Source organism: Lentibacillus sp. CBA3610 (assembly GCF_013373365.1).
Taxonomy (GTDB): Bacteria; Bacillota; Bacilli; order Bacillales; family Amphibacillaceae; genus Lentibacillus.
The window spans coordinates 3,017,115-3,034,482 of record NZ_CP035925.1 but is presented as its reverse complement, the minus strand read 5'-3'; the positions used below and the strand labels follow the sequence as shown (position 1 = coordinate 3,034,482).

The following is a 17,368-nucleotide window of genomic DNA, read 5'->3' as shown; positions in this document are numbered from 1 at the left end:
TCAGTCCTTTAAGTTAATTCTCGATAGATTTTTCACTGGAATATGCACTATCCAGCACGTACAATGATGATAAATACTAATGTCAAAAGGGTGATATACAATGGGACAAGATATCAAAGGGAAAATCGCCTATATTACAGGTGCCGGAAGTGGTATTGGGCGTGCAACAGCGCTGGAGCTCGCACGTGAAGGTGTTTATGTCGGGTTGATTGCCCGGACGGAGAGCAAACTGAAAGCAGTCGCAGAAGAAGCTAGGACATATGGTGTCAGTGCACATTACGTGACTGCTGATATTGCAGATATGGAAGCTGTTAATCAAGCGATAACGCAGCTGAAGAATGATCTCGGCACGGCAGATATTCTCATTAATAATGCGGGTGTCGGCATGCACGGTGATTTTCTGGAGATTGATCCGACAGACTGGAAGCGCACTGTTGAGACCAATGTATTCGGTACATATCATGTGACACGTGCCGTTTTGCCGCAAATGATCGAGAAAAATCAGGGTGACATCATTAATATCTCATCAAGCAGCGGACTGAAAGGAACGGCCGGTTCAACGTCCTACAGTGCATCCAAGTTTGCGGTGCAGGGCATGACAGAAGCGCTCATGCAGGAAGTGCGCCCGCATAATATACGGGTCTTTACATTGAATCCGAGTATGGTCGGGACGGACATGATATTCGGTGATAATCCTGATAAAAATGATAAAGAGAAATTCATGCAGCCGGAAGACCTTGCTGAATATATGGTGTCACAACTGAAATTGCATCCGCGTATTTTCATTAAACAATCGCTGCAGTGGGCAACGAATCCGTTTTAAGGTGTAGGTTTTCGGGCGGGATAAACGCCCGTCCGGAAAAATTATGAAACTTTGAGACTGATTGGACGTATATTAAGTTAAGTCTTATGGAAATACGGGTGAATCTATGGATTACAAACAGGGAACCGTCGTATCCATTTCAATGGTTAAACTGAATATTTGGGCTCTTATTGTGACGATCGTCATGCTTTTCGGTGTACCGATTATACATTTAGCCATTTTTGGAGAGGCTGGCTTTACGGTGACCCTTCCCGGATTAATACTGTTTTTGGCTGCAATGATCATAATCGTCTGTATTCACGAGGCAATCCATTTGATGGGTTTTCGCTATATAGCCGGTGTACCACGGCAGGAGCTGGCATGGGGCATTAATTGGAAATTGGGTGCTGCTTATGCCCATGCTAAAAAACCGGTAAAAGCCGTTCATATGAAAAAGGTACTGCTGCTTCCATTGATTCCAACAGGGATTTTGCCGCTTGCACTTGGTGTTTCGATCGACTTATTGCCTTTATCTTTTTTGGGAATCATCTTGATGACAGGGTGTTTGGGGGATATTGCCCTATACCGGAAGCTGGCCAAATTTCCGAATTCGGCTCTCGTTCTGGATCATCCAAGCAAACCACAGTTCACAGTGTATGAACGGGATGATTATGATTGGTCTTTGGAAAATGACATGGACTGATTCATGGTAATCGTGATAACTATGCAGAAATCGATCATAAGGCCAAATGAGGAGGCGATTATTATAACGCAAAAAACGGGTAAGACGCATAAAAAATATGACCGTTTCGAGTGGCTTGTGACCATAGCTGATGTATTGCTATTTTTCCCCCGTTTGATTGTGCAGTTTGTTAGGTGGGTTTTCAATCTTTTTTAATATCAGACAATCTATTAGGATGATTCATAGTTTATTTAAGTGAAAAAAGCCGCACGTCTGTTGACATGCGGTTTTTTGGTTTTAAAACAGGAGAAATTGCGGTTCAATAGTTGAATAGTTAAATTCCAAAAATGGCATGGGGCAGTTCTTAATCATGAGAATTGCCCCCTTTTTTTGGACATTAAAATCTACTCGCACATACATAAAAAGTTTACCTAAGTAAAAAAAGTAATAAAAGGTAAAAATGTATTGACAATTACAAATAAACTACATAAAATGATTGATAACAAATCAAAAGTTTACCTGATGCAACTTTTAAGTATTAATGAAAAAATGAAGGGAGAGGTAAAAATGCATTGTTTGCGTCAAAGGATAGGTGGGTTCGTGGTACTAAGCATGCTGGTATTGTTTATGACAGCTTGTGTGTCTGAGGAAGAGAATGCTGCGAGCGAATCAGATAATAATGACAACACTGATGACGAAATACGAGTTGTGACAACTATTGCGCAAATCGGTGAGCCGTTATCCGTGATAGGTGACGAAATGGTTGATGTGGAAAGTTTAATGGGGCCGTCGGTTGATCCGCATCTATACAATCCGACCCAAAGTGATATTTCAACGGTAGAAGAAGCGGATATGATTTTTTATAACGGTCTGGATTTAGAGGCTAATATGGTGGAAGTCTTTGAGCAGATTGGCAAATCAAAACCCGTGCTGGCCATTGGGGAAACCCTCCCGGAGGATGCTTTGCTGACGGACGAAGAAGGTGCCGTTGACCCGCACATTTGGTTTGACCTTAATTTATGGCAGCAAGCTTTAGATGCGGCGGTTGAAGAATTGAAAGCCTATGCACCTGACTATGCCGATCAATTGGAAGAAAATAAGCAAAATTATTTTGAAGACATGAAAGAAATGAAAACAGAATCGGAGAAACTTGCTGATATCCCGGATGATCAAAGGGTTCTTGTAACAGCACATGATGCTTTTGGCTATTTTGGAGAGATGCATGATATGGAAGTTGTTGGACTGCAAGGTTTAAGTACAGAAGATGAAATTGGTGTATCAGATGTCAATGAAACCATTGAAGTGATTAAGGCGTATGAGGTGCCTGCCATTTTTGTGGAAAGCAGCGTGAATCAGGATTCGATTCAAGCTGTGATTGAAGGGGCATCCAATGAAGGGGTAGAAGTCGAACTGGGCGGTGAACTGTTTTCCGACGCGATGGGTGAATCCGGGACTGAAAAGGGCACCTATATTGGCATGTATCGTCACAACGTCAACACGATTTACGAGGCACTGAGCGAAGGGGGCGCGTAAGATGTCCGAACCGGTTATTCAAGTCGATCATTTGTCGGCTTTCTATCAGAAAAATACTGTCCTGTATGATGTGACGTTTGACGTTGCCCCCGGTTCCTTAACAGGTATTATCGGACCAAATGGAGCTGGAAAGTCAACTCTGATCAAAACGATGTTACATTTACACCCCATTCTGACAGGAAATGTTTCGTTCTTTGGCCAGCCGTTTCACAAGGTAAAGAAACGGATTGGTTATGTTCCGCAGCGGGGATCAGTCGATTGGGACTTTCCAACAGATGCCTTGGATGTTGTCACGATGGGGCTGTACGGGAAGATTGGATGGTTGAAACGGCCATCCAAGACCCATCGTGCCCAGGCAATGTCGGCTTTAGAAAAAATGGGGATGAAGGACTATGCCAATCGACAAATCAGCCAGCTTTCCGGCGGGCAGCAGCAGCGTGTTTTCCTGGCGCGGGCATTGGTTCAAGAAGCAGATATCTATTTCATGGATGAACCGCTGGCAGGTGTTGATGCGGGAACAGAACGCGCTATTATGGAAATTTTGAAGGAATTAAAATCAGCAGGCAAAACCGTGATGGTGGTGCATCATGATCTGCAAACGGTGGAACATTATTTTGATCATGTGCTGCTGCTGAATCGTACCGTGCTGCATTACGGAAAGACGGAAGAAACGTTCACAAAAGAAAACATTGCTGACGCATATGGTGGTAATATGCGATGGATGGGAGGCGAACAGAAGGATGTGGGACACTCTATTAAACAGTAATACGCAGTGGGTCTTATTAAGTACCACGATTTTAGGTGTAGCAGCAGGTATCATTGGCTGTCTGGCTTATTGGAAAAGGCAAAATTTAATGAGTGATGCGTTATCACATGCTGCTTTGCCGGGTGTGGTCATCGCCTTTTTGCTGATCGGCGAAAAGAATTTGTTTTTTCTGGTGATTGGCGCAGCTATCAGTGCTTTCGTTGGTGCACTTCTGATTCAATGGATCACCACGACAAGCCGGATATCAGAGGATAGTGCCATGGGGATGATACTGGCCGTTTTTTATGGCTTGGGCATTATGCTGCTGACCATCGCTAACCGGATTCCGGGTGGCGATCAAAGCGGGCTCGATAGCTTTATTTACGGGCAGGCAGCCGCCATGGTTACCTCAGATGTCCTGACAATGCTTACGCTCGCTCTACTCGTCATTCTTGTCGTGTTCTTTGGTTTCAAGGAATGGAAACTATTCTTGTTTGACAGACAGTTTGCCAAAGGGATCGGACTCTCGATCAACGGGATGAATACATTATATACGGTTATTTTAGTGACCACCATTGTCATCGGTATTCAAGCAGTCGGGGTAATTTTAATGGCGGCGATGCTCATTATGCCGGCTGTCAGTGCCAGATATTGGACGCGTTCCTTTCTGACAATGATTTTGTTGTCCGCTTCGTTCGGTGGTGTATCCGGAGCTGTGGGGACATGGATCAGCGCAATGGGGAGCGGTTTGCCAACAGGTCCTTTCATTGTGGTGACAGCAGCAGGCATGTTTGTTGTATCACTCATTCTTGGGAAAGAAAAAGGTTTGCTTGTCACTTATATTCAGTTCCGGATGCATCGGAAAAAGGCAAAAACAAGGGTTCGTGTCAGAACGGGAGGCGTGACTTAATATGACTTATACGGCTTGGATTATTTTAACGGCTGCATTAGTTGGAATGGCTTGTGGTCTTGTCGGTGTCTTTTTAGTTTTGCGAAAGACAGCGATGATGGCGGATGCGATCAGTCACACGGTATTACTGGGGATCGTCGTGGCCTACCTCGTGACAAGGGAAGTAAGTGGCCCGGCGATGCTTGTCGGTGGTATCGCGGCGGGGCTATTAACGGCTTTTTTTGTTCAATGGCTGCATTCCTTAAATGTCCAGCATGATGCTTCAATGGGGGTTGTCTTTACCACTTTGTTTGCGATTGGGGTTATTTTAATTGCGACATCGGTCGGTAACGTGCACTTGGATGTCCAACATGCTTTGATGGGCGATATCACGTTTATTCCGTTTCAAACAGTGACACTGCCAATCGTCGGAGACATTCCCGAAGCTACTGTAATTCTTCTCCTTGTCTTTTTGGTTGTGTTGTTTTTCATTGTTGCTTTTTATAAAGAATGGAAAATAACAACATTCGATCCAGCACTGGCCGCCAGTTTAGGCATTCCAGTCCTATTCATGCATTATTTTTTAATGGGACTTGTTTCGGTGACAACGGTTGCCTCATTTGATGCGGTTGGCGCCATTATGGTTGTAGCAATGCTGATCACACCAGCCGCCTCCGCCTATCTATGGACAGATAAACTTGCGGTGATGCTTGTGTTAAGTGGCCTATTTGGCGTTGTGGCAGCCATTGCCGGTTATGTGATTGCATTCTGGATTGATACGTCGATTTCCGGTTCAATGGCCTTTGCAACAGGTATTCTGTTTATGCTGAGCTTTTTGTTTTCGCCAAAACATGGGCTCATCATGAAATATATCCGTCCGTCAAAAATCGCTCATTCAACGTAAAGTGTGTTGCATTAGAGAAGAATGGAACCCGCTGCAAGCAATGCTTCACACAATCATTACACCACATTAATCTGCAATTTACACTCAGGTGATATGCTTGTGATATAGAAGGAGGGAGAAATATATGAGTATACGCGCATTGTTCATTGATATGGATGGAACATTGCTGACGTCATCAAATGAAGTTTCAAAACGCAATGCAGAGGCAATAACCAGATTGATTAATCAGGGTACTAAAGTTTTCCTTGCGACAGGTCGTCATTATGAGATTACGGTACCTTACCATAGTCTGCTTGGCTTGAAGACACCGATGATCTGTCTGAATGGCGCTTCCATTTATGAAGGATTTACAGGAAGAATTGCACAGATGAATCCGGTCACACTGGATGAGGCGAATTTTCATCGTGTAACGAATGAAAACGCGTGTGATGTCATTGTGCATACCGCAGATGGACTTTATTGCAACAGGGTGCGCAAAGAAATCGATGTGTGGACCAAAGAAAGTCGCATTCCACCAAAGTATATCGGTGATCTGCGGAATGCGGATTACAGGAACGTGCTGAAATACAATGTTAGGACCGGACGTCATGGTTCGCATCTGTCACACTTATTTCGTGATGAAGCGGATGTGATCGATTGGCAAGACGGATTTGAAATCATGGCACCCGGTATTTCAAAATGGGCGGGAATCCAGGTGCTGATTAGAGCGTTTGGCATCAATCCCGAAGAAACGGCAGCAATCGGTGACGGTCCCAACGATATCCAAATGCTGCGGAATGCCGGAATTAGTGCTGCCATGGCAAATGCCGGCCCGGAAGTGAAAATGGCCGCTGATGTGGTGACCGGCCATCATGAACAGGATGGCTTGGCTGAATTTATCGAGCGTTATCTTGTTCGATCGTATGCCATTTAAGGTTTGATTAAAAGAGAATCACCGGACTCGCTTGATGGACTAATGCCAGCTCAACGGCTGTTAATCATCCAACCGATTTTGGCCACGTGCCACTTTCTTTTAATCCCCGGATGTTTATGCCTCCTATACTATCAGCTTTATCAATCTCCTTATGATTTATAAATAATAGATTTCCCTAACACTATAAAAGGCTTTGGTCATAACTACAATCGAAATGAAAAACAAAAAAGGGGCGTATTTCTTGAGAATATTTTTTAAAGAATTATGCCCCCTTCCTCGTGACTCGTTTCGATTATAGGTATGAAACCCCCCCCTCACGTAAAAAATTCTTTCACTAATGCGATAAACCGCATCACAATCGGTGGCTGGTAGCGGTTTTTGTCATAGGCGAGATACACGATGCGCGAGATATTGACGTCATCGATTTTCTTGATAGCACAGTTTGTCTGTTTGGAATAGCGGACGTAATTTTCCGGGATGACAGTGATGCCAAGACCATCTTCCACAAGACTGCAGCCGGTTTCGAATCGTTCAATTTCGAATTGGATATTCGGTTTGACACCTGATTTGCTGAAGGCGTTTAAGATGTCCTGCCGTGTCTGGAATCCTTCTTTGCAGACAATAAAATTTTCGCCTTCCAGATCATGAATGTGAAGTGAGCTTTTATGGCCCAATGCATGTTCGGGAGGAATGAGTGCGACGAGGTTTTCCTCGTAAATCGGGATGGTTTTGATATCTTCCTGGTGAATATACTGATTGGTGATGGCCAGATGGATATCAAAGTTGTTCAAAGCCTTTTTTACATCACCGAGACTAAGAGTTTCCAGAAGGCTGACGCGTACATCACGGTATTCCTGTTTAAATCGGTTTAGAATGTCAGGCACAAAAAACATCGAGGATTCGATCAGGCCTACTGATAATTCAAGTGGTCCCTGCTGCTTGAGCCTGTCCATTTCAAAGGAAACATGCTCATAGTGCCGGAGCAATTTTTGAGCCTCCTGATAAAGAATCTGGCCTTCCTTCGTGATCCGGAGTTGGCGATCAGAGCGGTCAATGAGAATCAATCCGACTTCCTGTTCCAGTTTTTTGATTGCAGCACTCAAAGATGGTTGTGAGATGTGCAGTATATTGGCAGCTCTCGTGTAAGTCTGTTCATCAACAAGGGTGATGAAATAGTTTAATTGGCGGATATCCATCGCTTATACTCCTCTATAGATAAAAACTATCGAAATATAATAAATAAGTATTAGTAATTATAGCACAGTTAAAATATAATATTAAGTATAATAACTATTTTCTGAAATCAGCAGCATGAAGTGGGGTGGTCTAATATTTATATGCAAACAGACAATAAGCTTTGGAGCGGCAGGGTTGATTGGGTACTGAAGATTCGGGCGAGCTTTCGATTCATCAGATGGTCAAATGGATGAAGCTGGATGATCTGACTTCGGTTAAAAAGGGTTCGGAATCATCGGCTTTGCCAGTGATGAAGGTGTTAGACGTACAAGGGCCGGCAGGGTGCTGCACAGGCTCCGGACGCCATTCGTCAGTCCCCTGGCTAAAACTGCCGTATCATTTGGATGCATCAGGTGAGATTTGCCGATGGTGGCACGATATACTGCGAGGGAAAATAAAGCTGGAGGAAGCACAGGCTGAAACTTGGTCAGCACGTAGCAGGTGTTTTAAATAAAGGGATGACACCCACCGTTCTTGGCGGCGGACATGAAACGCTGTATGGGCACTATCTTGGTGCAAGGGAGTTTATAGGACCTGACAAAACGCTCGGAATAATCAATATTGATGCGCATTTCGATATGCGTGATGACCCTGAGCCATCGTCAGGTACGATGTTTAGGCAAATTTTAGAGGAAGATGATAAGGCTGGTTATATGTGCCTGGGGATCCAGGAATTTGGCAATACAAAAGCTTTATTCGAGACTGCTGAAAAATTCGGTTGTGAGTATATTTTGGAGAAAAATCTTGGAGTGAATGACTTTAAGGATTCATTTGCTGCGATCGATGATTTTTCAAAACGGCATGATTATCTGATTATGACATTATGCACCGATTCGATTGTGGCATCAGCGGCTCCGGGTGTGAGTGCGCCGTCACCGCTGGGGCTTGATCCGAAAACGGTGAAAAAACACTTTTGACTATATTGCGGGGAAGGGCGAAATACATTGAGTTTTGATATATCGGAAAGTGAACCCCGCTGGTGGATTGAAAGTGGATAGAAACGGTCAAAGCTTGCGGCAAATCTAGTGGCAGAAAACCATTACGGGAATTTCATAAATAGGCAGTTTTGTAAGCGCTTTAAAATTAAATGATAGGGAGATGGTGGTATGACTGGGGAAAACGAAAATACGGTTGAGTATTTATCGCGGCACGAAAAATTACACACAAAAGGGTGGCTTCAGGAAGCAGCACTCCGGATGCTGAACAACAACCTGAATCCGGGACGTGGGCGGAAAATCCGGATGACTGGTAGTTCTACGGGCGGTATCGGAAAAAAGCAGCACGCAAACTGGGCAAGGCTATGAAGGGCGATTGTTCAGGGAGATGAAAGCGGCTGGAAAATGATGAGGACGCTCCTCGTGCAGTCCAGGCAAGCCTGTTGCGGGTTTCCGTACGCACACAAGGACGCACCGAAAGTACTGGCTGGCCAAACTCCAATCTAGTTCCGGCATGGGCTAATTGGGATCAATTCAATGAACTCGATCAAAAAGGGTTGATGATGTACGGCCAAATGACGGCCGGAAGCTGGATTTATATCGGCAGTCAGGGGATTGTACAAGGAACATATGAAACATTTGCGGAATGTGCGCGCCAGCATTTTGACGGCAGCTTGAAGGGAACAATTACATTGACAGCAGGACTTGGCGGCATGGGTGGCGCACAGCCATTGGCGGTAACGCTGAATGATGGTGTTTGCATTACTGTTGAAGTCGATCAGCACCGGATTGATCGGCGTCTGGAAACGAAGTACCTTGATACGCAGGTTGATGATTTGGATCATGCGCTCACGCTGGCCCGTGAAGCACGCGATGTGGGTAAGGCGCTATCGATTGGGCTGCTTGGGAATGCTGCGGAAGTTTTGCCGGACATGATTGCAAAAGGGTTTGTCCCGGATGTACTGACCGATCAGACATCAGCGCACGATCCAAAAAATGGCTATGTGCCGGTGGATATGACACTGGAGGAGGCGGCAGATTTGCGCAGTCAGGATCCAGCACATTACACGATGCTGTCCCGGAAAAGTATTGCCCGTCACGTGGAGGCGATGCTCGCGATGCAACGACAGGGTGCCATCACGTTTGACTATGGCAACAACATTCGTCAAGTCGCTAAGGATGAAGGGGTTGAGGGGGCATTTGACTTTCCGGGATTTGTTCCGGCATATATCCGGCCGCAGTTTTGCGAAGGCAAAGGCCCATTCCGCTGGGTGGCGCTGTCGGGTGATCCGGAAGACATTTATAAGACGGATGACGTCATTTTACGAGAGTTCAGCTATAACGAATCGCTCTGCAACTGGATCCGTATGGCGCGGGATAAAATCAGCTTTCAAGGACTACCGTCACGGATTTGCTGGTTTGGCTACGGGGAACGCGCCCGATTCGGTAAAATCATTAACGATATGGTGGCAAGCGGCGAACTGAAAGCCCCAATTGTCATTGGACGTGACCATCTTGATTCCGGCTCGGTGGCCTCGCCAAACCGTGAGACAGAAGGCATGAAAGATGGCAGTGACGCTGTTGCGGACTGGCCGATTTTGAATGCGCTTATCAACAGTGTCGGCGGTGCCAGTTGGGTCAGTGTGCATCACGGCGGCGGTGTCGGCATGGGGTATTCACTGCACGCCGGGATGGTGATAGTTGCAGATGGCACGAAGGATGCAGAAGCCCGGCTTGAACGGGTGTTGACGACAGACCCTGGTATGGGGGTTGCCCGGCACGTTGATGCAGGTTATGAACTGGCGGAACAAACCGCACGGGAAAAAGGTGTCAATATTCCAATGCTGAACAATATGGAAGAGTAGTCATCGTTTTTGTCGCTGCCACCTGAAGCGCAGCGCTGTAGAAGAGTGTGAAATCGCTGTAGATTGAGCGGGAATCGCTATAGTTAAATCGAAATTTGCAATAGATTACTAGAAAAACGCTGTAGATGGCAATAAGTGGTAGAGGAGCATCATAGAAAAATTTATTCGTCAAGAATAACAAGAGGAGGCACATACATGGCACAAACACTTTTAATCAAAAACGCAGCCCAAGTCGTGACAATGGCAGGGCATTCGGAACGTCCGGCGAAGCGTGATGCCATGCGCGAATTGACTATGATTGAAAATGGCAGTGTGCTCGTGGAAGACGGGAAAATCAAGGCAGTTGGCACGCTGGCAGATCTCGAACAGCAATATCAGGGATTGATTGCCGGAGCAAAGGTGATTGATGCGACCGGGAAGACGGTTACACCCGGTCTGATTGATCCGCACACACATCTGGTTCATGCCGGCACCCGGGAAAATGAATATGTGATGCGGCTGAAAGGTCAGTCGTATATGGAAATCATGAATGCCGGGGGCGGGATTCATGCGACAACGAGAGCGACAATGGATGCAGATTTTGATCAGCTTTATGAAGAGTCGAAGTATCGTCTGGATACATTTTTCCAGTATGGAGTCACGACAGTGGAAGCCAAAAGTGGGTATGGACTGTCCTTGGAGCATGAACTTAAACAATTGGAGGTTGCTGCGAAACTGAACGAGGATCATGCAATGGATATTGTCTCTACATTTATGGGAGCGCATGCCGTTCCTATTGATGAGCGGGACAATCCGGAACCATTTGTCAGACGCGTAATTGATGACATGCTGCCGGAAATGGCACGGCGGAACCTGGCCAAATTTAACGATGTGTTCTGCGAGCGGGGTGTTTTCACACCGGGTCAGTCACGTCGGATCTTGGAAGCCGGCAAGGAATATGGACTGGTTCCGAAAATCCATGCTGATGAAATTGAGCCATATGGCGGAGCTGAGCTGGCAGCAGAAGTCGGTGCTATTTCTGCTGATCATTTATTGAAAGCCTCTGATGAAGGTATCCGCAAGATGGCAGAGAACGATGTGATGGGCGTCCTGCTGCCTGGAACAGCCTTTTTCCTGATGGCGGAATTTGCGGATGCACGGAAAATGATTGAAAACGGGGTGCCTGTAGCGCTGTCGACCGATGCCAATCCCGGTTCATCGCCAACATTATCCCTGCAGTTCATCATGAATCTGGGCTGTCTGAAAATGGGCATGCCCCCGGAAGAAGTCCTGACAGCAGCCACGATTAATGCGGCACATGCGATTGATTGTGCTGATGAAATTGGCAGTCTGGAGGTGGGAAAACAAGCTGACATTGCTATATTTGACGTACCGAACTATATGATGCTGTCGTACAACTATGGGATGAATCATATTGAGACGGTTATTAAAAAGGGAGAGACGGTGGTTGCAGACAATAATGGGAGGACTCATAAATGATTGAATTAACAGGTCATTCGTTGATGATCAACCAGATGAAAAGAATCTGTCTGGACTTGGAAGACGTCACCATATCAGAACAGAGCATGGCAGATGTTCGAAATAGCCGGATTGCTGTAGATGAGATCGTAACCAATCATCAAACCGTTTACGGCATTAATACAGGTTTTGGAAAGTTTAGTGATGTCATCATTAACGAAGAAGACGTGGAAGAACTGCAGCTGAATCTGATTCGCTCGCATGCATGTGGTGTTGGTGCGTTTTTCCCTGAAGTGGTGTCCAGAGCCATGGTTGTTCTCCGATTGAACGCCCTTTTAAAAGGGTTTTCAGGTGTTCGTCCGGAAGTTGTTAAAGCTTTGCAGGAACTGATCAATAAACAGGTTCATCCGGTTATTCCACAGCAGGGGTCATTGGGAGCTTCCGGTGATCTGGCACCTTTAGCACACTTGGCGCTTGTTTTGGTTGGAGAGGGCAAAGTTTATGATAGCGATGGGCATTCAGTTGATGCAAAGAACGTGTTGGATGCTAAGGCGATTCAGCCGATTACGTTAAAGGCAAAAGAAGGGCTGGCACTGATTAACGGGACACAGGCCATGACAGCTATGGGCGTCCTTAATTATATTGAAGCAGAGAAGCTGGCATACGACAGTGAATGGATAGCAGCATTAACAATAGAGGGGCTGGGCGGCATAATTGATGCGTTTCACCCTTCGATTCATAAAGCACGCGGTTATAAACAGCAGGAACAAGTAGCGGAGCGAATGAATAACTGGTTGGAAGACAGCCAATTGATCACACGACAAGGTGACAAACGGGTTCAGGATGCCTATTCGATCCGCTGTATTCCACAAGTTCATGGTGCCACCTGGCAGACGCTCGATTACGTAAAGGAGAAGCTGGAGATTGAGATGAATGCAGCAACCGACAATCCGCTTATTTTCGATGACGGTGAACTGGTCATATCCGGCGGGAATTTTCATGGCCAGCCAATTGCGTTAGCCATGGATTTTTTAAAAATTGCTATAGCCGAACTTGCCAACATAGCTGAGCGCAGAGTCGAGCGTTTAGTCAACCCGCAGCTTAATGACCTGCCGCCTTTCTTAAGCCCTAAGCCTGGACTGGAATCAGGGGCGATGATTATGCAATATACCGCTGCATCACTGGTTTCAGAAAATAAAACATTAGCACATCCCGCCAGTGTGGATTCCATTCCATCTTCAGCCAATCAGGAAGACCATGTCAGTATGGGCACTATAGCAGCGCGTCATGCAGGATCAATTATTCAGAATGCAAGGCGGGTTCTCGCGATTGAATGTATTTGTGCATTACAGGCGATTGATTATAAAGAACCTGAAAAATCCGCACCAAAATTACGGAAGCTTTGGAGCGATTTTCGAACTGTTGTACCAACGATAACGAGTGATCGTGCTTTTTCGGAGGATATTGAAGCGGTCAGTGCTGCCTTAAATCCGTTATCTGACAGCAAGTTTGAATATAAACATAACCTATTGGATCAACTGACACCATGAAAATTTGAAGACTAAGCATTTGATGAAGGAACACAAAATTATTCCTGAGGGGGAGTCGAGAAATGTTATTGAACCCGGTTGTTTTGTCTGTCATTGTGTTAGTTGCCCTTAGTCTTGCACGTGTCAATGTCATTATTGCTCTTTTGATCGCAACCGTTGTAGGTGGTCTTACCGCGGGGCTGTCACTGGAGGAAACTATTACTACCCTGGTTGGCGGTCTGGGCGGACAGGGTGAAACAGCATTAAGCTATATTCTTCTGGGTATTTTGGCCGTGATGATTGCCCGCTCCGGTATTACGGGATTTTTAATTCGGCGTATTTTACCGGTTATGCGCGGGAGGCGTGGCGTCGTGTTATTTTTACTGGCAGGGCTTGCAAGTTTATCACAAAATGTCATTCCGATTCATATTGCTTTCATTCCGATTCTTATTCCACCGCTGTTAGCAGTCTTTAACAAAATGAAAGTTGACCGCCGCGCGATTGCTACAGCTCTAACGTTTGGGTTAAAGGCACCTTATATCCTTGTTCCGGTTGGTTTTGGGTTGATTTTCCAAGGGATTATCGTTGATGAAATGAACGCGAATGGTATGGAAATTGCTTTGTCGCAAATCCCCTTGGCGATGGCGATCCCGGTAGCCGGTATGGTCATCGGACTGGCCATTGCCATTTTAATCACTTACCGGAAGCCGCGCGAATATAAAGATATCCCGACAGAATTCACAGAGGTAGCAGCAACGACAGAAGAAAGCAACGAAAAGTGGCACATGAAGCATTTTGTAACACTGCTTGGTCTGGCTGTTACGTTAGGGCTGCAAATTGCTTATGATTCATTGGTTCTGGCAGCATTAGGCGGTATATTGGTCATATTTATCTTCCGGGCAGAAACGTGGAAAAACGGTGAAGTTGTCGTGGAAGATGGCGTGAAAATGATGGGAGCTATTGCGTTTGTTATGCTTGTTGCATCCGGTTTTGCCTCTGTATTAACGGAGACAGGTGCTGTTGAGGAACTTGTAGCATCAACAAGTTCCTGGCTGGGGGACAGCAATCTGCTGGCGGCTATCGTTATGATGGGCGTTGGACTGCTGGTTACGATTGGTATCGGCACCTCTTTTGGGACAATTCCGATTCTTGCCGCCATCTTTGTGCCGTTGTGCGCATCGATTGGATTTAGTCCTTTGGCGACAGCAGCTTTAATCGGAACGTCCGGAGCCATTGGGGATGCAGGTTCGCCGGCATCAGACAGCACACTTGGACCGACATCAGGATTGAATGTCGATGGTCAGCATCATCACATCTGGGATACCTGCGTGCCGACATTTATCCATTACAACATTCCTTTGTTAATTTGTGGTGTGATTGCAGCGCTCGTTTTATAAGAGGTTTTAGAGGGTCAGAGGCAGTGAATTCAGGCCATCTTTAACAAATGCCGTTTTTCCTCTATAATATGTCAAAGAGCCATCATTTTGCATGGTGGTTCTTTTTTGTACATAGTAGAGGAGATGAACATGTTGAACGAATGGCGTGCATTTGCTGAGGCACTTGTGGTGGCACTGGTTGGTGTTGCCATATTTTCATTTATGAATATACCGCTTCCGTGGCTGATTGGCTCACTTGTAACGGTTGCTGTTTGGCGTATTATAACCCAGAGGGAATTGTACTGGCCGTTTACGTTTCGGAAAATAGCGATGGTCCTGCTTGGGTATTTAATTGGCACGTCATTTACAGAGGATACGCTGGTTGAAATGGGGGAACATGTTCCGTCAATGATTGCGGTAACGGTCCTGACTATCGGCTTTAGCTTGCTGCTTGGGTATATTTTTTCAAAAATAACCGGGCTTGATCTTACCAGCTGTGTGATTGGGAGTGTCCCGGGCGGCTTATCCCAAATCATGGTGCTGATGGATGAGATCAAAGGCGTCAATCCGACTGTGATCATGTTCCTGCAGAGCATGCGCGTAATGGTGATTGTCATTGTTTTACCGATTGTGACGGTGTATATCTTTGGCGGTGATTCGAGTGCCGTGGCACCATCCGGGATGGGGAACGGCTCTATCAACTGGTTGGACATGCCTTGGTATACATATTTTTTATATCCGCTGCTCATGGTTGCGGGTGCGTGGCTTTTTTACCGATTGCGGGTACCGACAGCGTTATTGCTTGGGCCAATGGTGCTGACAATCGTGATGACGTTTGTCGGCTTTCCCACACCCGAGCTACCGGTTGGATTCATTGATCTGGCACAAATTTTCATCGGTGTGCACATTGGTTTGCAAATGCAGCCGAGAGATTTGCCCAATTGGCGAAAAGTGACGGCTTATACAGGAGTAACCGTGGTCGTCCTGGTATTGTTCGGTCTTGGGCTTGGCTATGGTCTGGCATTCTTGTATGAATTGCCTTTCACGACAGCCTTGCTAAGCACAGCCCCGGGCGGCATGGTTGAAATGGGACTGACAGCAGTGGCGATTGGCGGTGATGTATCTGTCGTAACCAGTTATCAGCTGTTTCGGCTGCTGATCATTATGTCGTTTGTCCCGTTTTTCTTCAAATGGCTGGCAAGAAAGCAAACGGATGATTGATAAAATGATGTGGCAATTCTATGACTGGTGTGAATAGCCGTAAAACGGTAGTATAAAACCAGATAGAATTGATAGAAAGGAAGATTCATTCTGAAGTTTTTTCGTCCGATCGAAATGATTCTCGCATTATCTGTAACCGTTCTGCTGATTTATGACTATTTTCCCGGTATCCCGTTTGCTGATGCTGTCCCGTTGGAGGTATTAATCCTTGTCATGCTTGGCTTATTTATGGTGACAGTCTATCGTAACCGCAAGCATAATCCTGATCAAAAGATTATCTTCCGGTCACAGGTGTTTTTTCTGATCTATATCGTTGCATTGATGGCTCTTTTGACAGCATTGGGAGGGGAATCCCAAGTTGGCATTGCGTTTGATAAGGGTATTTTCTGGGCAGCACTGGCGATAGCCATCATGGAGATATCCTTTCAGTGGCGGCGCATGAAGCAGGTTGAGGAATAAGAGATTGCAAGACTGGGACTTATGAGTAAACTTGCTGATATAGTGTAAAGATAAGTGTTTTTGTCAGGTATATTCAGGTATATTCCTCACTTGACGTTTCACTTTAGTATTGAAAATTTTCAAGGTTTTGATATGATGATAAAATAGCAATTCTGTAATGAAAAAGTTGATTATGACGATCCGGTGAACCTCCAATCCATGTTACCTGCTCGAACGAAACGACTTCCGATGCTGATTGTGGTTCCACAGCACCTGATGTGTCACCCTCTGATGATTCCCGGAATTTGGTTCTATACAGAAAAGGACCATCCGGAATCACATGCGGACACATTTAACTGGGAAGAAGAGGATGTACTGCTCTGGCAAATTGGTGATGAACAATATCAAGGTTATGACGCAAATACCGCACAGCTTGAGAATATGGAAGATGATGTGATTAAGATTGTCGTCGAACTTGAGGAAGATGATCCTGATGACATTGCACTCAATAATGTTAGTAAAAATATCGAAAGAGTTGCAATGAGGGTTAGGAATGGCGGTCATCATATCCCAACTGAAGATATTCTCAGGAGGGATGAAACGTCATTTAAACACCTTTATGAATGTGCACCTATTATCGATAACATTGTTCTGATTGATAATAGTAAAGACGGTGGAGAAATTATACTAGAAATAAATGACAGAAAACCAACTTTTCGAGTTAATCAGCTCCCCCATTGGGTGCTGCCTTTATATCAGCAATTTCAGAAGAAACCACCAACAGAACTATAACCGAACCAATTTTACAGACGTGGAAAATTGGTTCGGTTATAAAATTTTGG

At 45.5% G+C, this 17,368-nt stretch carries 18 protein-coding genes; 17 read left to right on the top strand and 1 reads right to left on the bottom strand.

Annotated elements, in window-relative coordinates:
• The first annotated feature begins 100 nt into the window (after positions 1 to 100).
• From Len3610_RS14855 to Len3610_RS14825, 7 genes are all read left to right on the top strand, one after another.
• Positions 101 to 823, top strand: coding sequence for a 3-ketoacyl-ACP reductase (locus tag Len3610_RS14855; RefSeq protein ID WP_176448654.1), 723 nt, complete (start codon positions 101 to 103; stop codon positions 821 to 823).
• Positions 824 to 929: 106 nt separating this feature from the next.
• Positions 930 to 1,505: a DUF3267 domain-containing protein gene (locus Len3610_RS14850; protein WP_176448653.1), complete on the top strand. Its 576-nt coding sequence runs from the start codon at positions 930 to 932 to the stop codon at positions 1,503 to 1,505.
• 546 nt (positions 1,506 to 2,051) lie between these two features.
• Positions 2,052 to 3,017, top strand: coding sequence for a metal ABC transporter solute-binding protein, Zn/Mn family (locus Len3610_RS14845; RefSeq protein WP_176448652.1), 966 nt, complete (start codon positions 2,052 to 2,054; stop codon positions 3,015 to 3,017).
• Between the two features lies 1 nt (position 3,018).
• Positions 3,019 to 3,783, top strand: coding sequence for a metal ABC transporter ATP-binding protein (locus tag Len3610_RS14840; RefSeq protein WP_176448651.1), 765 nt, complete (start codon positions 3,019 to 3,021; stop codon positions 3,781 to 3,783).
• A complete protein-coding gene (locus Len3610_RS14835) occupies positions 3,758 to 4,672 on the top strand; it encodes a metal ABC transporter permease (RefSeq protein ID WP_176448650.1) in 915 nt (304 codons plus the stop codon). Before Len3610_RS14840 ends, Len3610_RS14835 begins: the two co-directional genes overlap by 26 nt.
• A gap of 1 nt (position 4,673) precedes the next feature.
• Positions 4,674 to 5,555 carry a metal ABC transporter permease gene (locus Len3610_RS14830; protein ID WP_176448649.1) on the top strand — a complete coding sequence of 294 codons (882 nt, stop codon included), beginning with the start codon at positions 4,674 to 4,676 and terminating at the stop codon, positions 5,553 to 5,555.
• 124 nt (positions 5,556 to 5,679) lie between these two features.
• Complete coding sequence (locus Len3610_RS14825; RefSeq protein ID WP_176448648.1) at positions 5,680 to 6,468, top strand: HAD family hydrolase; 789 nt, start codon at positions 5,680 to 5,682, stop codon at positions 6,466 to 6,468.
• 314 nt (positions 6,469 to 6,782) lie between these two features.
• On the opposite strand, the gene Len3610_RS14820 is transcribed toward Len3610_RS14825, so the two are convergent.
• Positions 6,783 to 7,664 (bottom strand): LysR family transcriptional regulator, encoded by an 882-nt coding sequence (locus Len3610_RS14820; protein ID WP_176448647.1) that lies wholly within the window; start codon positions 7,662 to 7,664, stop codon positions 6,783 to 6,785.
• 179 nt (positions 7,665 to 7,843) lie between these two features.
• On the opposite strand from Len3610_RS14820, the gene Len3610_RS14815 reads away from it, so the two are divergent.
• The 10 genes from Len3610_RS14815 (at position 7,844) to Len3610_RS14775 (ending at position 17,318) form a co-directional block, all read left to right on the top strand.
• Positions 7,844 to 8,158 carry a hypothetical protein gene (locus Len3610_RS14815; protein ID WP_176448646.1) on the top strand — a complete coding sequence of 105 codons (315 nt, stop codon included), beginning with the start codon at positions 7,844 to 7,846 and terminating at the stop codon, positions 8,156 to 8,158.
• A 4-nt stretch (positions 8,159 to 8,162) separates the two neighbouring features.
• Complete coding sequence (locus Len3610_RS14810; protein ID WP_176448645.1) at positions 8,163 to 8,621, top strand: arginase family protein; 459 nt, start codon at positions 8,163 to 8,165, stop codon at positions 8,619 to 8,621.
• A 189-nt stretch (positions 8,622 to 8,810) separates the two neighbouring features.
• Positions 8,811 to 9,008, top strand: coding sequence for a hypothetical protein (locus Len3610_RS21470; protein WP_303699848.1), 198 nt, complete (start codon positions 8,811 to 8,813; stop codon positions 9,006 to 9,008).
• Between the two features lie 74 nt (positions 9,009 to 9,082).
• Positions 9,083 to 10,504, top strand: a complete 1,422-nt coding sequence (hutU, locus tag Len3610_RS14805; protein ID WP_303699847.1) for a urocanate hydratase — start codon at positions 9,083 to 9,085, stop codon at positions 10,502 to 10,504.
• 195 nt (positions 10,505 to 10,699) lie between these two features.
• Positions 10,700 to 11,983, top strand: coding sequence for an imidazolonepropionase (hutI, locus tag Len3610_RS14800; RefSeq protein ID WP_176448644.1), 1,284 nt, complete (start codon positions 10,700 to 10,702; stop codon positions 11,981 to 11,983).
• A complete protein-coding gene (gene hutH, locus Len3610_RS14795) occupies positions 11,980 to 13,512 on the top strand; it encodes a histidine ammonia-lyase (RefSeq protein WP_176448643.1) in 1,533 nt (510 codons plus the stop codon). Before hutI ends, hutH begins: the two co-directional genes overlap by 4 nt.
• 62 nt (positions 13,513 to 13,574) lie before the next feature.
• Entirely contained in the window at positions 13,575 to 14,888 is a 1,314-nt protein-coding gene (locus Len3610_RS14790; protein WP_176448642.1) for a Na+/H+ antiporter family protein, read from the top strand.
• Positions 14,889 to 14,993: 105 nt separating this feature from the next.
• On the top strand, positions 14,994 to 16,088 hold the full coding sequence (locus Len3610_RS14785) for an AbrB family transcriptional regulator (protein ID WP_176448641.1): 1,095 nt from the start codon (positions 14,994 to 14,996) through the stop codon (positions 16,086 to 16,088).
• Between the two features lie 114 nt (positions 16,089 to 16,202).
• Complete coding sequence (locus tag Len3610_RS14780) at positions 16,203 to 16,547, top strand: hypothetical protein (RefSeq protein ID WP_176448640.1); 345 nt, start codon at positions 16,203 to 16,205, stop codon at positions 16,545 to 16,547.
• Positions 16,548 to 16,817: 270 nt separating this feature from the next.
• A complete protein-coding gene (locus Len3610_RS14775; RefSeq protein ID WP_176448639.1) occupies positions 16,818 to 17,318 on the top strand; it encodes a hypothetical protein in 501 nt (166 codons plus the stop codon).
• Positions 17,319 to 17,368 lie beyond the last annotated feature (50 nt).

Coding starts and splice junctions, on each gene's coding strand:
- Len3610_RS14825 (WP_176448648.1), top strand. CDS start 5,680: ATGAGTATACGCGCATTGTTCATTGATATGGATGGAACATTGCTGACG.
- hutI (WP_176448644.1), top strand. CDS start 10,700: ATGGCACAAACACTTTTAATCAAAAACGCAGCCCAAGTCGTGACAATG.
- hutH (WP_176448643.1), top strand. CDS start 11,980: ATGATTGAATTAACAGGTCATTCGTTGATGATCAACCAGATGAAAAGA.
- Len3610_RS14855 (WP_176448654.1), top strand. CDS start 101: ATGGGACAAGATATCAAAGGGAAAATCGCCTATATTACAGGTGCCGGA.
- Len3610_RS14775 (WP_176448639.1), top strand. CDS start 16,818: ATGATTCCCGGAATTTGGTTCTATACAGAAAAGGACCATCCGGAATCA.
- Len3610_RS21470 (WP_303699848.1), top strand. CDS start 8,811: ATGACTGGGGAAAACGAAAATACGGTTGAGTATTTATCGCGGCACGAA.
- Len3610_RS14845 (WP_176448652.1), top strand. CDS start 2,052: ATGCATTGTTTGCGTCAAAGGATAGGTGGGTTCGTGGTACTAAGCATG.
- Len3610_RS14790 (WP_176448642.1), top strand. CDS start 13,575: ATGTTATTGAACCCGGTTGTTTTGTCTGTCATTGTGTTAGTTGCCCTT.
- Len3610_RS14830 (WP_176448649.1), top strand. CDS start 4,674: ATGACTTATACGGCTTGGATTATTTTAACGGCTGCATTAGTTGGAATG.
- Len3610_RS14820 (WP_176448647.1), bottom strand. CDS start 7,664: ATGGATATCCGCCAATTAAACTATTTCATCACCCTTGTTGATGAACAG.
- Len3610_RS14835 (WP_176448650.1), top strand. CDS start 3,758: ATGTGGGACACTCTATTAAACAGTAATACGCAGTGGGTCTTATTAAGT.
- Len3610_RS14850 (WP_176448653.1), top strand. CDS start 930: ATGGATTACAAACAGGGAACCGTCGTATCCATTTCAATGGTTAAACTG.
- Len3610_RS14840 (WP_176448651.1), top strand. CDS start 3,019: ATGTCCGAACCGGTTATTCAAGTCGATCATTTGTCGGCTTTCTATCAG.
- Len3610_RS14780 (WP_176448640.1), top strand. CDS start 16,203: ATGATTCTCGCATTATCTGTAACCGTTCTGCTGATTTATGACTATTTT.
- Len3610_RS14810 (WP_176448645.1), top strand. CDS start 8,163: ATGACACCCACCGTTCTTGGCGGCGGACATGAAACGCTGTATGGGCAC.